Source organism: Pseudomonas sp. B21-021 (genome assembly GCF_024749205.1).
Classification (GTDB): domain Bacteria; phylum Pseudomonadota; class Gammaproteobacteria; order Pseudomonadales; family Pseudomonadaceae; genus Aquipseudomonas; species Aquipseudomonas paraglycinae.
Genome location: NZ_CP087192.1, coordinates 3,781,447 through 3,795,864, shown reverse-complemented (window position 1 = coordinate 3,795,864; position 14,418 = coordinate 3,781,447). Strand labels below are relative to the sequence as shown.

Here is a 14,418-nt window from a genome sequence, read left to right as displayed (position 1 = left end):
AAGGTCGAATTACTCGGGAATCACCGCAACCACATCAATTTCCATCAGCCACTGCGGCTGACCCAGAGCCGACACCACCAGACCGGTGGAGATCGGGAACACGCCCTTCAGCCATTTGCCGACTTCCTGGTACACCGGCTCGCGGTAGCGCGGGTCGATCAGGTAAGTGGTGGTCTTGACGATATGGCTCAGGTCGCTGCCGGCCTCTTCGAGCAGTTGCTTGACGTTGCGCATGGCCTGTTCGGTCTGCGCGCGCGGGTCGCCGAGGCCGACCAGTTCACCGTCGAAATTGGTGCCGACCTGGCCACGGACATACACGGTGTTGCCGGCGCGTACGGCCTGGCACAGGTCGTTGTCCAGGGTCTGGTTCGGGTAAGTGTCCTTGGTGTTGAACATGCGAATGCGAGTGTGGGTTGGCTGACTCATGTGAGGCTCCTGACGAAATCGGACCCGGCGCGACGGGCGCCGGTATTGAAGAGGGAAATCAAGCGTCGACGGTGTCGACAGCGTTGGTGCGCAGCGCGGCTTCGCGTTGTTCGGCATCGCGATAGGCCAGGTATTTGCGCTGGGTGGCGATGTGATCGGCCACGTGCTTGGCGTCGTGCCACACACCCCAGATGAACGACGAGCCGCGTCGCGACTGCCACGGCAGACCGAGGAAATACACGCCCGCTTCGCTGGACACGCCGCGCTGGTGCTGCGGCTTGCCGTTGTCGTCGAACGCGGCAACTTTCAGCCACGAATAGTCCACGGCAAACCCGGTGGCCCATATGATCGAAGTGATGCCGGCGGCGGCCAGATCGAGATCGGCCAGCGGGTTTTTCACGCATTCAGGATCCGGATACGTTTCGCGGGCCTCCGGTTCCAGCGGCAGATCGAGGCCGTTGCGTTCGATGTAGGCGTCGGCGGCATCCAGCAGCGCGAGGTAGTTCTCGTCGCCACGCTTGAGGTTGTCGCGCAGGTCCTGTTTGAAGGTCACCACGCCGTCGCTGAACGATTCGGTGACGCCGACCAGGGTCATGCCGCGATGGGCCAGACCACGGAAGTCGATAGTACGGCCACCGTGGGCGCCGCTGACGGCGATGGTCACGTGCTCGCGGCCGGGTTTCATCGCGGCCTGGTCCCACTCGCCGAGTACGCCCAGCCACCAGCAGAAATCACGGTTGCGGTAAGCGCGAGGAGGGCGATCGTGAGCGCCGACCGAGAGGTAAACCTGCTTGCCCGAGCGCTGCAATTCATCGGCAATCTGTACGCCCGACGAACCGGCACCGACCACCAGCACTGCGCCGGCCGGCAGTTGTTGCGGGTTGCGATAGTCGGCCGAGTGGATCTGCAGCAGACGCTCATCTTTCGGCGCAATCGCCGGGATCACCGGACGCTGGAACGGACCTGTTGCAGCGACGACGCGGGCCGCTTCGATCACGCCTTCGGAGGTCTCGACGGTGAAGCCCGGGCGCCCCACATTACGCACCACGCTTTTCACATCGACGCCGGTGCGGATCGGCGCGTTGAATTTCTTCGCATAGGCTTCGAAGTAATCGGCGACACGTTCTTTGTGGGCGAAACCGTCCGGATCGACGTCGTCGAATTCCATCCCCGGAAATCGGTCGTGCCACGCCGGACCGTTGGCCACCAGCGAGTCCCAGCGCCCGGTGCGCCAGCGTTCGGCAACGCGGTTGCGCTCCAGCACCAGGTGCGGCACACCGAGTTTGCTCAGGTGTTCACTCATGGCCACACCCGCTTGACCGGCGCCGACAACAAGCGTGTCTGTTTTTATTATTTCAGTGGTCATCTCTGATCCCTTCTCACGAGGCCGTTGGATTCAGGTCGCTGTCGACCTGTTCTCTGTGCTTGGGATCAGACTAGGGAGGGGGGGGTTATCGGTAAAATATTATTAAGCTGGCATGTGAAGATAAAAACGTGATGCAGAGGCCTGAAAGCCCCGTAAATACGGGGCATCACCTTGGCACCGGAATCCGGGACAACAAAAAAAAGGACCGCCGACAGGGTAGTCGACGGCCCTTTTCAAGGCGTGTTCAGATCACAAGGACTCAGCGATCGAGAAACGCCAGCAGGTCTTCATTCAATTGCTGCGCATGGGTCACCGCAAAGCCGTGCGGTGCGCCTGCGTAGACTTTCAGCTCGGCGCCCTTGATCTGCGCAGCCGCTTGTTTGCCGGTGGTTTCGAACGGGACAATCTGATCGCCATCACCGTGAATCACCAGCGTCGGCACATCGATTTTCGCCATGTCCGGGCGGAAGTCGGTTTCCGAGAAGGCGGTGACGCAATCCACGGTGCCTTTGAGCGAGGCCAGCAGCGCGATGTTCAGGGTTTGGGTCAGCACGCCATCGGAGACTTTCTGACCCTGATTGGTGCCGTAGAACGGGGCGTTGAAGTCAGCGATGAACTGCGCGCGATCCTTCAGCAGGCCGGCCTTGATTCCGTCGAACACCGACTTGTCGACGCCTTCGGCAAAGTCCGGTTTCTTGCCGAAAAGCGGCGTCACCGCGCCCAGCAACACCAGCCCAGCGACGCGCTCGCTGCCGTGGCGCGCGATGTAGCGGCTGACATCGCCGCCACCCATGGAGAAGCCGACCAGGGTCACGTCACGCAGATCCAGGTGCTCGATCAGCTGCGCGATGTCGTCGGCGAAAGTGTCGTAGTCGTAGCCGGTCCACGGTTGCTCGGAACGACCGAAACCACGACGGTCAAAGGCGATGGTGCGATAGCCGCGGCTGCTCAGGTACTCCATCTGGTATTCCCACATGTCGCCATCCAGCGGCCAGCCGTGGCTGAACAGCACGGGCTTGCCGCTGCCCCAGTCCTTGAAATAGATCTCGGTGCCGTCTTGGGTCGTGAACGTGCTCATGAAAACTCCTTGGGTGTGGGCCTGCGTGGATGCCGTGATGGCAGCGTTCACTATCGCGACAAAGGGCATTGGCCACTTGTACGCAGGTGCTAAGTTTCGTGGCGCACGCGTTAACGGTTTGGCGACATGAGTTGTAAGATGCAACCGCATCGAACCTGCCGTTTTGCCGGAGACACCCCAAATGAAGCGCAAAAGCCTTGCGGGCAATGCCTGCCCGATCGCCCGCACACTCGACCTGATCGGTGACTGGTGGTCGTTGCTGATCATCCGCGATGCGCTGGAAGGCATCAGTCGTTTCAGCGATTTCGAGAAGAGCCTGGAGATTGCCAAGAACATGTTGAGCACCCGGCTCAAAGGGCTGGTGGAACGCGACATCCTGTGCCTGGTGCCGGCGTCCGATGGCAGCGCTTACAAGGAATACGTGCTGACGGAAAAGGGGCGAGCGTTGCAAACCGTGATCGTTGCGTTGTCGCAGTGGGGCGGGGAATTCATGTTCGAGCCTGGCGAGCCGGGGTCGGTGATGGTGGATGCGCAAAAGCGTCAGCCGATCAGGAAGCTTGAGTTGCTGTCGGCCGATGGTCGGGTGCTGGCGCCGGACGATGTGGCGACGAAACTGGCGGTTGAGCACTGAGAGGAAACTGAAAAGCAGGTCCCGGATGACATTTACTGATGCCGCTGGTCGGCAATACACATTTAGTAATAACAAAAATTGACGTCAGAATAGTGGCTCATTACTATCGCGCCACTATTTTGATATCAGTTTCCGTCTCGAGGGATCGAACATGTACTCACCCGCCCTTGGGGCGAGGTTGTGCCTGGCTTTGCTGTGCCTGTCTCCGCTTAACGCTGTATTTGCTGCACCTACTCCTGGTGAAACCGACCTGATCCGTGAACGCCAGGATCGACTGCTCGACGAGCAGCGCCGTCGCATCGAAGAACTCAAAGACCTGCCGGGCAAGGAAGCCAGGCCAGTTCAACCGGTGACGCCGACCGACACCCGTTGTTTCCCGATCAAGGACATCGAGCTCAAAGGCGCCGACAGCCTGTCGGACAGTGACAAGGCGCGTCTGCTCAAACCGTACATCGGCCAGTGCCTGGGCGTGGCGCAGCTCAATGAACTGCTCAAGACCATTACCGACCACTACATCGAGAAGGGATTGGTGACCAGCCGTGCCTATCTGCCGCAGCAGGATCTGTCTGCCGGGCACCTGAAAGTGCTGGTGGTCGAAGGCAAACTTGAAGGCTTGAAAGGCGCCGACAACAGCAAACTCTCTGAGCGTGAGTTGTCGATGGCCTTTCCCGGCAAGGCCGGCGAACTGGTCAACCTGCGCGAGATCGAGCAGATGGTCGATCAGCTCAATCGACTGCCGTCCAATCAGGCCAGGATGGAATTGTCTCCGGGCAAGAACGTCGGCGGCAGCGACGTGCTGGTCAACAACGCGGCGCAAAAGCCTTGGCGCGCAGGCCTGTCGCGCAGCAACGACGGCCAGCGCAGCACCGGTGAACAGCAGTGGGGCACCACGTTCGATTGGGACAGTCCGTTGGGTCTGGCCGATCAGTTTAGTTTGCGCGGCGGTCACGATGCGATGTCTGATCACCAGCACACCTCCAACAACGCGATGCTCAACTACAACGTGCCGTGGGGCTGGTGGAATTTCAGCTACACCTACAGCCAGAGCGAATACCGCTCGCTGATCGCCGCCAGCGGCTTCAATTTCAAGCAGACCGGTGACAGCGAAAACCATCAGCTGCGCGCCGAGCGGGTGATCCACCGCGACTCGGTCAGCAAGACCTCCCTCAGCGCCGGACTTTCATATCTGCGCACCAACAACTTCATCGAAGACAGCAAGCTCAAGCTGAGCAGCAACCGCATCAGCGAAGCGCAGTTCGGCTTCAACCACGGACGTCGTATCGGCAGCGCCTTCGTCAACTTCGACGCCGGCATGCAGGAAGGCATCGGTGCATTCGACGCTCAGGGCAGCCACGACCCGGGCCCCGGCGAGCCGGACGCGCGCTACCGCAAATACACCGCGACCCTGAGCTATCTGCAGCCATTCAAAGTGTGGGGCGAGTCCTTCACCTTCAGCAGCCTGATGACCGGTCAGCGCAGTGAAGACGTGTTGTTCAGCCCACAACGCACCAGTCTAGGCGGGCTGTCGTCGATCCGTGGCTACAAGGATCAGTCGTTGTCCGGCGACAGCGGCGGCTACTGGCGCAACGACCTGCGCTGGGCGCGCCCGGTGAGCGCCGAATGGCTGCGACCGGTGTTCGCCGAGTACGGCACCAGCCTCGGCTACGACCAGGGCGTGATCCGTGGCGACCGCTACAACGGCGACCAGCACGGGCGCATGTCGAGCAACTCGCTGGAGCTGTTTGCGCGTGGCGAACACGTGGCAGCCAGTGTGACTTTTGCCCATTCCCTGGAACGACCGGCCGCACTGACCGAGCGCGAAGCGCCGATCTATTTCCGCCTGGATTTCTTTATCTAATTCTGCCTGCTCCGAGATTCTAATATGGACATTCGCCACCTGGCTTTTCTGGCCAGTCAGCCTTCTGCTGCCGTAAAAAAACGCGAACGCTTCTGGGGCATGCCCAAACGCGGCCTGGCGTTCCTGCTGGCCAACGTCATGTTCTGGCAGCCGATGTGGGCGCAGGCAGACGGAATTGTGGTCAGCGCGCCCGGCACCACGCTCGACCGGGCGGGCAACGGCGTGCCGATCATCAACATTGCCACGCCCAACGGCGCAGGGCTGTCGCACAACCAGTTCCACGATTACAACGTGGACGCCCAAGGCCTGATCCTCAACAACGCGACCAGTCGTACTCAGCTGACGCAGATGGGCGGGATCATTCTAGGTAACCCGAACCTGCGTGCAGCGGCTGCGCAAACCATCCTCAACGAAGTCAACGGTGGCAGTCCGAGCCAGTTGCGCGGTTACACCGAAGTGGCGGGGCAGTCTGCCCGGGTGATCGTGGCCAACCCGTACGGCATCAGTTGCAACGGGTGCGGATTCATCAATACACCGCGTGTGACCTTGACCACCGGTAAACCGGTACTCGATGGCGCGGGTCGGCTGGATCGTTTCCAGGTCGATCAGGGCAGCGTTTCCATCGATGGCAAAGGTCTGGATGCCAGCGCCGTCGACAGCTTCGAAATCATTACCCGCAGTGCGCAGATCAACGCGCAGATCCACGCCAAACGCCTGAACATCACCACCGGTCGCAACGATGTAAACGCCGAAACGCTGAACGCCACCGCGCGTGCCGATGACGGCAGCGCCAAGCCGCAGCTGGCGATCGACTCTTCGGCGCTCGGCGGGATGTACGCCGGGGCAATCAAACTGGTCGGGACCGAGGCCGGTGTCGGCGTGAAACTGGCAGGCGAACTGGCGGCCAGCGCCGGTGATATCCAGATTGACGCCAATGGCCAACTGACGCTGGCCAAAGTCACGGCCAGCAATGCGGTCGACATCAAAGCCAAGGGTCTCGAAGCCCAGCAGTCCGTTTACGCGGGCACGCAACTGGCGGTGCAAACCGCACAGGATCTGGTCAACCAGCAAAGCCTTGCTGCCAGAGACAGCGTTCGCCTGACCAGTGGCGGCAAACTGGTCAATGCCGGTGTGATCGAGGCCGGGGTGAATGCGGACAACAGCCGCAACAGCAATGGCGATCTCACCCTCAGCAGCGGCGCCGTGAGCAACCGTGGCAGTGTGTTGGCCAGTCGCTCGCTGAGCGCCAATACCGCAGGTTTGTTCGATAACCAGAACGGTATCGTTCAGGCCAAAAACGTCGCGCTGAGCGCCACTCGCCTGGTCAACCAAGGTACTGGTGCGCGGATCTACGGCGAAACCAGCCTTGCTTTCAACGTCCCGGCCATCGTCAACCTCAGCGGCTTGATCCGCTTCGCCGATGGCCAGGCGGCAACACTCTCCGTCGACAATCTGGACAATCGCAAAGGCCGGATTGAAATCGCCGGCGGCAGCCTGAAACTCAATGCGCGGGCGCTGCATAACGACGACGGCAAAATCATTGCCGGACGTCTGGATCTCGATACCCGACAACTCGACAACGCTGGCGGCCTGATTGCTGCCAGCCAAAGCGCAACCAAGGTTGTCGCCCGCGAGCGTCTGGACAACGGCAAAGGCAAGATCCAGGCAAAAACCGACCTCGTCGTATCGGGCGCGGAGCTGCTCAATCAGGGCGGTACGTTGGCCGCCGATTCGATTCGGATCACCGGCACTCGGCTGGACAACAGCAGCAAGGGTGTCATCAGTGCCGAAAACGGCAATGTCGATCTGACGCTGGATCAGGATCTCGACAACCACGACGGCAAGGTTCAGGCATCGAAACGCTTGAGCGTCGCTGCCCAGAGCATCGACAACCGCAATGCCAGCCTGACCGGCAAAACCCTCGGGTTGACCAGTCGCGGCAAACTCGACAACACCCAAGGCACGATCTCATCCGATGACAGCGTGCTGGCCAGCGAAGACCTGGACAACACTCAGGGCCTGATTCAGGGCAACACGACCCTGAACCTGACCGCCCGTGATCTGGACAACACCAACGGCCAACTGCTCGGCGGTGTTGTCGATGCGACGCTGGACAATCTCACCAGCAATGACAAGGGCGCGATCAGTGCCGAGACCGGCAAGCTCACGCTGGTCGTCAACAAGCACCTGAACAATGCCTTGGGTCGATTGCAAGCCAGCCAGGGTGACGTGGATGTTCACGCCGGCAGTGTCGACAACCGCAAGGGTGTGGTGGCTGCGCAACAGTTGCTGTTGGTCGCTCGCAATGGCCACATCGACAACCGTGGCGGGCGGGTGATCGGCGATCGCCTCGACCTGCAAGCGGCCAGCCTTGATAACGGCGAGGGCGGTCTGTTGGCGGCGGGTGTTGACGGCGCTCGGCTGATTCTCAAGCAAACCGTTGCCGGTCAGTCGCAACTGCTCAATCAAAAGGGCCGGATCCAGAGCGACGCTGACCTGTACATCGAAAGCGACACGGTCGACAACCGTGCCGGTGTCCTGCTGGGCAAAACCATTGAAGTCAACGCGGCCGAACTGAACAACAGCGACAAGGGCGGCATCGTCGGCACGGGCGGTGACATTACGCTGAAAATCGCCGGGGTCTTCAAAAACGTCACGGGCGTGGTCGACGCCGCCGAGCAACACCTGCTGCTCGAACAACTGGTCGAACTCGACAATCGCGGCGGCACATTGCGCGGCCAGCGTCTGGACATCACCAGTACGTCCATCGACAACCGTGACGCGGGCCAGATCATTGCGGGCAGCGATGGTCTGAAAATCTTCGGCAGCACCGTGCTGAATCAGCAGGGTGCAATCCTCGCCAATGGCAGCCACGCAGAACTCGCGCTCGGCGCCGGCAACCTGCAGAACCAGGGCGGTACGCTACAGGCCGACACCCTCGACATCACCAGCGCCGACCTCGACAACAGCGCAGTCAACGGCAAGGCCGGTTTGATCTCCAGCCTGCTGGGCGATTTGAAGTTGACGGTGACACGTCTGACCAACCGCGCCGGCAAGATCTTCGGCAAAGACCAGGTCGTTTTCGATGGCTCCAGCCTGGACAACACGAGCGGCGAGATCAGCGGCAATCGACTGGGCCTCGAAGCGGTCAGTCAGATTATCAATCAGGGCGGACTGATCGAGTCGGCGACGAACCTGAAACTGATCGGCGGCCAACTGAACAACAGCGCTGGCGGGCAGATTCGTGCACTGGGCGGAGCGTCCAGCCAGATCAAACTGACTGGCAACCTGAACAACCAGAACGGCGTCATCGAGATCGGCAGCCAGGATCTGGAACTTGCCGGCGCCCAGCTCAACAACCTCAGCGGCAGCGTTCGTCACGCTGCTCAAGGGCTGTTTGATCTGGATCTGAGCAACCTGACCGGCACTCAAGGCAGCCTCACCGGCCTGGGCAAAGGCGTTTGGGATATCGCTTCGGTCAATGGCGTGGGCACCTGGCAATTGAACGGTGGCCTGACTTACACCAGCACGCAGGGTCTGACCCTCAACGCCGGGGATCGTATTGCCAGTGCCTCGGTACTCAAACTGAATGTCGCAAGCCTGGAAAATGCCGGCGAACTGGCCAGCGACGGTGACCTTACGCTGAGCCTGGGTGGCAACCTGATCAACAGCGGACGGGTGTCCGCCAAACAAAAACTGGTTATCGGCGCCAACGACCTGATTCAGCGGGATGGTCGCCTGGTCAGCGGTGGCGACACCGAGCTGACGCTGAGCGGCACGCTCGACAACCTGGGTCGACTGATTGCCAACCAGAACCTCACAGTCTCCGCTGCGCGGATCGACAACAAAGGCACGTTGGGCGCACAAGGCAATCTTCTGTTCAATGCCACCAACGGCATCAGCAACGGCCCTGACACGCTGCTGTTCAGCGGCGGCACGATGGAACTGCACGGCAACAGCCTGAGCAACTTCTATGGCGATATCTACAGCCGCGGCAAGCTGACATTCGACGCTGTGGGCGGTGGCCGGGCCTCATCGTTCAGCAATCTGTCGGGCACCCTCGAAGGTGAAGGTGACATCGACATCAACGCCGTTTCGTTTGAAAACGCCAAGGCCGAATTCGAAATCACCTCGGGGCAGTCGTCCGGCAGCCTGAGCTGGGTGTGTGGCCAGCATTGCGGCGGCGGTGACGGCTGGAAGCGCGGCACTATCACCATCACCACCGATTTCAACGACCAGGTCTTGAAGGACTCTCGCGCAGCACGGTTTGTCGCTGGCAAGAACCTCACCATTCATGCCAATAACGTCGAGAACCGCTACAGCCTGCTGGCCGCGAACGGCGATCTGACCGTGTCTGCCGACAGTCTGCTGAATCAGGGGGCCGTGTCGCGCTCGGGCCATCGGGTGGTGAAGATCGGTACTCCCGGGCACATCGACAACAGCCTCTGGGACAAGATGGAGTTCACCGACATCCCGGCCTTCAACGCGGCAACCGCTGCGGGCAACTTCGACGAGGAGCGCTTCAACGAACTGGTCAGCCGCTCCAGCGACTCACGCTTTTCGCAGATGAGTGACGTCACCACTTGGGATGAAAACGGCAACAACGTCTATTCGGCGGTGCTCCAGGCCGGTGGCAAAGTCAAACTGGACGTCGCTCACAGCATCCAGAACGGCACGCTCTACGACAACACCTACGATCAACTGACCGGCAAGCTCTCCAGCGATCAGACGACCTCGGTCGGCGGCATCAACATCAACCTGGGCAAGCACAGCACCGACGCCAGCGCCCAGGCGCCGAAAGACATCACCCGGATCGAGCGCGTGGACGCCGATGGCGTGAAGCAGATCAGCTTCGTGCCTGTCGACTTCAAAGGCGTGCCGTTTGCCGCTGTGGATCCGACGGCGTCCTCGACATTCCGTCTGCCGAAAGGCCCGTACGGCATGTTCGTGCAGAGCTCGAATCCGCAGAGCCGTTACCTGATCGAAACCAACCCGGAGCTGACCCAGTCCGCGCCGTTCATGAGTTCCGATTACCTGCTGGGCAAACTCAACTTCAGCGCCGATGAAGCGGCGCGCCGACTCGGCGATGGCCGCTACGAGACGCGACTGATCAGCGACGCGGTGATGGCCCAGACCGGTCAGCGTTTCCTCGCCGGTGGCTTGAACAACGATTACGAGCAGTACCGTTATCTGATGGATAACGCGCTCGCCAGCAAGAATGAGCTGAACCTGTCGGTAGGCGTGAGCCTGACGTCCGAGCAAGTGGCGGCATTGACCCACGACATCGTCTGGATGGAAGAACGCGTCGTCGACGGTCAGAAAGTGCTGGTGCCGGTGCTCTATCTGGCCCAGGCCGAGTCACGCAACGTGCGTGGCGGCAGTCTGATTCAAGGTCGTGACCTGGAACTGATGGCGGGGAATGATCTGGTCAACGTCGGCACGTTGCAGGCGACCAAGGATCTGTCTGTCGACGTCAAAGGCAGTCTTTATCAGGGTGGGCTGGCCGAAGCCAACGAGCGCATCACGCTCATGGCCTCCGACAGCATTCGCAACGCATTGGCCGGTGAGATCCGTGGCAATCAGGTCAGCCTCACCAGCCTCAAGGGCGACATCGTCAACGACCGCACCGCCGTCGCCGTACGTGACGGCGCCGGCATGCGCACCCTGGTGGACGAAGGTGGCAACATCAGCGCACGCGAAACGCTGACCATCAAGTCGGGCAACGACCTCGTCAACTCGTCATCCATCAGCAGCGGCGGCGACGCCACCCTGAGCGCCACTCGCGACATCAACCTGTTGGCGACGCGCAACGAAAGCGAACTGCACGAATCGTTCGATGGCGGCCATCGCTCGGTCATCACCACCACCGTGGAGAACCTCGGCTCCAGCGTGAAAAGCGGCGGCAACCTGAAGCTCGACGCCGGCCGCGACATCAATGTCATCGCCAGCACCGCCGAGGCCAAGGGCAACCTGACCGCCGACGCCAAACGCGATATCTACCTGTCCTCTGCGGGCGACGAACACAACGTCGAAACCCACAGCAAGGACGGCAAGAAGCGCGTTCACGAAGAAGACAACCACACCGTCCAGAAGGCTGCCGAGTTCATTGCCGGTGGCGATGTCAAAACCAGCTCCGGTCGCGACACGACCCTGGTGGCAAGCAAGATCAGCGCAGGCAATGAAGCCTATGTCTACGCGGGCAATGACCTGAATCTGCTGGCCGCGCAGAACAAGGACTACACCCTCTATGACATGAAGGAGAAGGGTGGTTTCGGCAACCTGAAACTGCAGCGCGACGAAGTCACCCAGATCACCCATGTCGGCAGTGAAATCAAGACCGGTGGCAACCTCTCGCTGGTCAGCAAGGGTGACCAGGCCTATCAGGTGGCGAAGCTCGACAGCGGCAAGGACATCATCCTGGACAGTGGCGGCTCCATCACCTTTGAAGGGGTGAAGGATCTGCATGACGAGAGCCATACCAAAACCAACAACAACGCAGGATGGGTATCTTCCAAGGGACGAGGCAATACCGACGAAACCTTGCGCCAGACTCAGATGATTGCCAAAGGCAGCATCGTGATCAAAGCGGTTGATGGGCTGAAGATCGACATCAAGGATGTTAGTCAAGAGTCCGTCAGCCAGACCATCGACGCTATGGTCAAGGCCGATCCGCAATTGGCGTGGTTGAAAGATGCTGAGTCTCGCGGTGATGTCGATTGGCGACGGGTGAAGGAAATCCATGAGTCTTTCAAGTATGAAAACTCTGGGCTGGGCCCGGCAGCACAGATAGCAATTGCGATCATGATGTCGTTCGTCATGGGCCCCGGAGGCCTGGCCTTGGTCGGCGGTGGAGCCGGCGGGGCGTTTGCCACGGCTATGGCCACCACCGCTGTGACCAGCACCATCAACAACAAGGGTAACCTGGGGGCTGCTTTCAAGGAGACCTTCAGCGCTGACAGCCTGAAAAACGCGGCAATCGCCGGGTTTACGGCAGGCGTGCTCAACTATGCAGACGCCAACTGGTTTGCGGGTGGAACCAGCAAGACGGCAAACATCCTGACGAGCAGCAACATTACTGACGTCGCAATCCGTACGACCGGTCGGGCGATCATCACCAGTGGCATTTCGACCGCCATTGGCGGCGGCAGCTTTGGTGACAGCTTTGGCGCGGCACTGGTGGGGCAGGCGGGTAGCGTCGCCATGGCAACCGGCTTCAATTGGGTGGGTGACACCATCAAGTTTCCAGACGGCAGTCTTGAGAAAACCGTCGCGCATGCGCTGATGGGAGGCTTGCTTTCGAAGGCAACTGGCGGTGATTTCGCCACTGGTGCGGCAGCGGCGGGACTCAACGAAGCGCTGATGAATCAACTCGTCAACTTCGCGGATGGCAACGATCAGTTGCACCTGATGATGTCACAGCTAACCGGGCTGCTTGCCGCCGCAGCGGTGGGTGGGGATCTCCAAGAGGGCGCCGAAATTGCCAGGAACGCCACACAGTACAACTGGCTGCTACACAAAGAAGTCACAGTGGCGGATAAAGCTAGAGCAGCTTGTGGTGCAGGTGATGGTGCTCAAGCGTGTCGGGACAATGTCACCCGGGCGGTCGCAGCATTGGATGCCGAAAGACAGCGTGATATGGAGGAATTTGGACGTAAGATTCAGCTGCAAGCACTTCAGGAAGGGTGGACGCTCGAGCAATTCAATGCAGCCAAGGCCAGTTATTTTTCAGGTATTGATCCAAAAGAATTGACCAGTGTTTACCCTCCATCGACGGACCCCGGATTTTTGGCCAGAGAAGGATGGATAGGGTTCCAGAACCGAGCTGTTGAGTGGCCAGGAGGAGTGGTTGACACCGCAAAATCGTTCTGGAATGCCGTTTCATCACCTTTCGACACGCTGGGTTCCATCGCAGGCGGTATTAGCGGGGTAGCGCTCGGGTTCAAGGACTGGATTACCAGTCCGATCCCTTCGCATACCCTCGAAAAGGAGTTTGACAAAGTAGCGACTGCCTCCGCCGAGCAGTTAGGTGGTATGGTTTTTGACACGAGTACCGGATTTGCTACGGCTTATATTGGAGGGAGAGCTGTTGAGTGGATTGGTGGCAAGTGGGTTGATGTAAAAGGTAACTTAGACGTTGATGGCAAGGTAAGCTCGATAGTAGATGCTGAAAAAAATGCGCTATCTCGTATTGAACAGAACCCCAAAGGCCCTGATTTAACAGGTAAGCAGACTGGTACAATTCTGCAGCTTCAATCTGAGAATCGGATTAGGGATCTTGCATCTCAGTACAATAGCCCCACACTTCAACCAAGGGATTTTCAACTGAACATAGGTGGGAAGACGCTACAAGCTGATCCCCAGCTTAGTATTGGTGCCCCTGTTTATTCTGGCGCTGCTACGTCAGATGTGATGAGCTACTTTAGGCAATTGACTGGAGGAGACAGTATGCCGAGCGTAAAGTCTATTCCAGGGAAAGGCGATGTTTACGCTGCGACGATCACTTCGGGAGCTAACGCAGGCAGTAAAATCACCTTGAGAAACTTTTCGAGCTCAAGTCAGCAGTCAGGTGCGGCCTGGACCATAGATGTAATAAATCCCTCTATTAATGCTGGCAAGCGAATCGAGATTAAATTCAAATGAGTATTGATTTTTTGTATTCTGCTATTTTAAGAAGTTCATTCGGTCTCTCAATGGGGGCGATCTGGCAGCATTTGAGCGTAGAGCTATCTAGTTTGAAAGCAAGCGATGAAGAAAAAGCAGATATTTTCTTCGAGGTATTGAAACGCTTGATGCTTGAAGGGCATTTAAGGCTGGCTCTGGATGGGAAATATCTCTCAGGTAGTGTGAGTGAACAAATCGACATCATCAAACTTGCATGGCCAAGCTGTCCTGCAGAAGATGAACTTGATGGTTTTGGATTTTGGTTTTTGACGGCTGCTCCGGCTGGAGTAGTGTGGGTCACACCTGACGGCGAGGAAGTGTGGGCGTGATTCGTTCAAGAAAAAAGGAGCCGGACTCTGAAAAGTACCCGCTTTTTCCTATTTGTTTAATAGTGTAGA

General features: G+C 59.2%; 7 protein-coding genes. 4 read left to right on the top strand and 3 right to left on the bottom strand.

Going from position 1 to position 14,418, the window contains the following annotated elements; all coding sequences use genetic code 11:
- Positions 1 to 9: 9 nt before the first annotated feature.
- From LOY31_RS16810 to LOY31_RS16800, 3 genes are all read right to left on the bottom strand, one after another.
- Positions 10 to 426, bottom strand: a complete 417-nt coding sequence (locus LOY31_RS16810; protein ID WP_007950460.1) for a RidA family protein — start codon at positions 424 to 426, stop codon at positions 10 to 12.
- 58 nt (positions 427 to 484) lie between these two features.
- Positions 485 to 1,792: an NAD(P)/FAD-dependent oxidoreductase gene (locus tag LOY31_RS16805; RefSeq protein ID WP_258711882.1), complete on the bottom strand. Its 1,308-nt coding sequence runs from the start codon at positions 1,790 to 1,792 to the stop codon at positions 485 to 487.
- A gap of 259 nt (positions 1,793 to 2,051) precedes the next feature.
- Entirely contained in the window at positions 2,052 to 2,870 is an 819-nt protein-coding gene (locus LOY31_RS16800) for an alpha/beta fold hydrolase (RefSeq protein ID WP_085603006.1), read from the bottom strand.
- 181 nt (positions 2,871 to 3,051) lie between these two features.
- On the opposite strand from LOY31_RS16800, the gene LOY31_RS16795 reads away from it, so the two are divergent.
- From LOY31_RS16795 to LOY31_RS16780, 4 genes are all read left to right on the top strand, one after another.
- Positions 3,052 to 3,501 (top strand): helix-turn-helix domain-containing protein, encoded by a 450-nt coding sequence (locus LOY31_RS16795; protein ID WP_221535712.1) that lies wholly within the window; start codon positions 3,052 to 3,054, stop codon positions 3,499 to 3,501.
- Positions 3,502 to 3,652: 151 nt separating this feature from the next.
- Positions 3,653 to 5,359, top strand: a complete 1,707-nt coding sequence (locus LOY31_RS16790; protein ID WP_221535711.1) for a ShlB/FhaC/HecB family hemolysin secretion/activation protein — start codon at positions 3,653 to 3,655, stop codon at positions 5,357 to 5,359.
- 24 nt (positions 5,360 to 5,383) lie between these two features.
- Complete coding sequence (locus LOY31_RS16785; RefSeq protein ID WP_258711881.1) at positions 5,384 to 13,999, top strand: DUF637 domain-containing protein; 8,616 nt, start codon at positions 5,384 to 5,386, stop codon at positions 13,997 to 13,999.
- Positions 13,996 to 14,349, top strand: a complete 354-nt coding sequence (locus LOY31_RS16780) for a DUF596 domain-containing protein (RefSeq protein ID WP_221535665.1) — start codon at positions 13,996 to 13,998, stop codon at positions 14,347 to 14,349. Before LOY31_RS16785 ends, LOY31_RS16780 begins: the two co-directional genes overlap by 4 nt.
- Positions 14,350 to 14,418: the final 69 nt, after the last annotated feature.

Excerpts from the sequence above, each read along its gene's own strand:
- LOY31_RS16810 (WP_007950460.1), bottom strand. The coding sequence starts at position 426 with ATGAGTCAGCCAACCCACACTCGCATTCGCATGTTCAACACCAAGGAC.
- LOY31_RS16805 (WP_258711882.1), bottom strand. The coding sequence starts at position 1,792 with ATGACCACTGAAATAATAAAAACAGACACGCTTGTTGTCGGCGCCGGT.
- LOY31_RS16800 (WP_085603006.1), bottom strand. The coding sequence starts at position 2,870 with ATGAGCACGTTCACGACCCAAGACGGCACCGAGATCTATTTCAAGGAC.
- LOY31_RS16795 (WP_221535712.1), top strand. The coding sequence starts at position 3,052 with ATGAAGCGCAAAAGCCTTGCGGGCAATGCCTGCCCGATCGCCCGCACA.
- LOY31_RS16790 (WP_221535711.1), top strand. The coding sequence starts at position 3,653 with ATGTACTCACCCGCCCTTGGGGCGAGGTTGTGCCTGGCTTTGCTGTGC.
- LOY31_RS16785 (WP_258711881.1), top strand. The coding sequence starts at position 5,384 with ATGGACATTCGCCACCTGGCTTTTCTGGCCAGTCAGCCTTCTGCTGCC.
- LOY31_RS16780 (WP_221535665.1), top strand. The coding sequence starts at position 13,996 with ATGAGTATTGATTTTTTGTATTCTGCTATTTTAAGAAGTTCATTCGGT.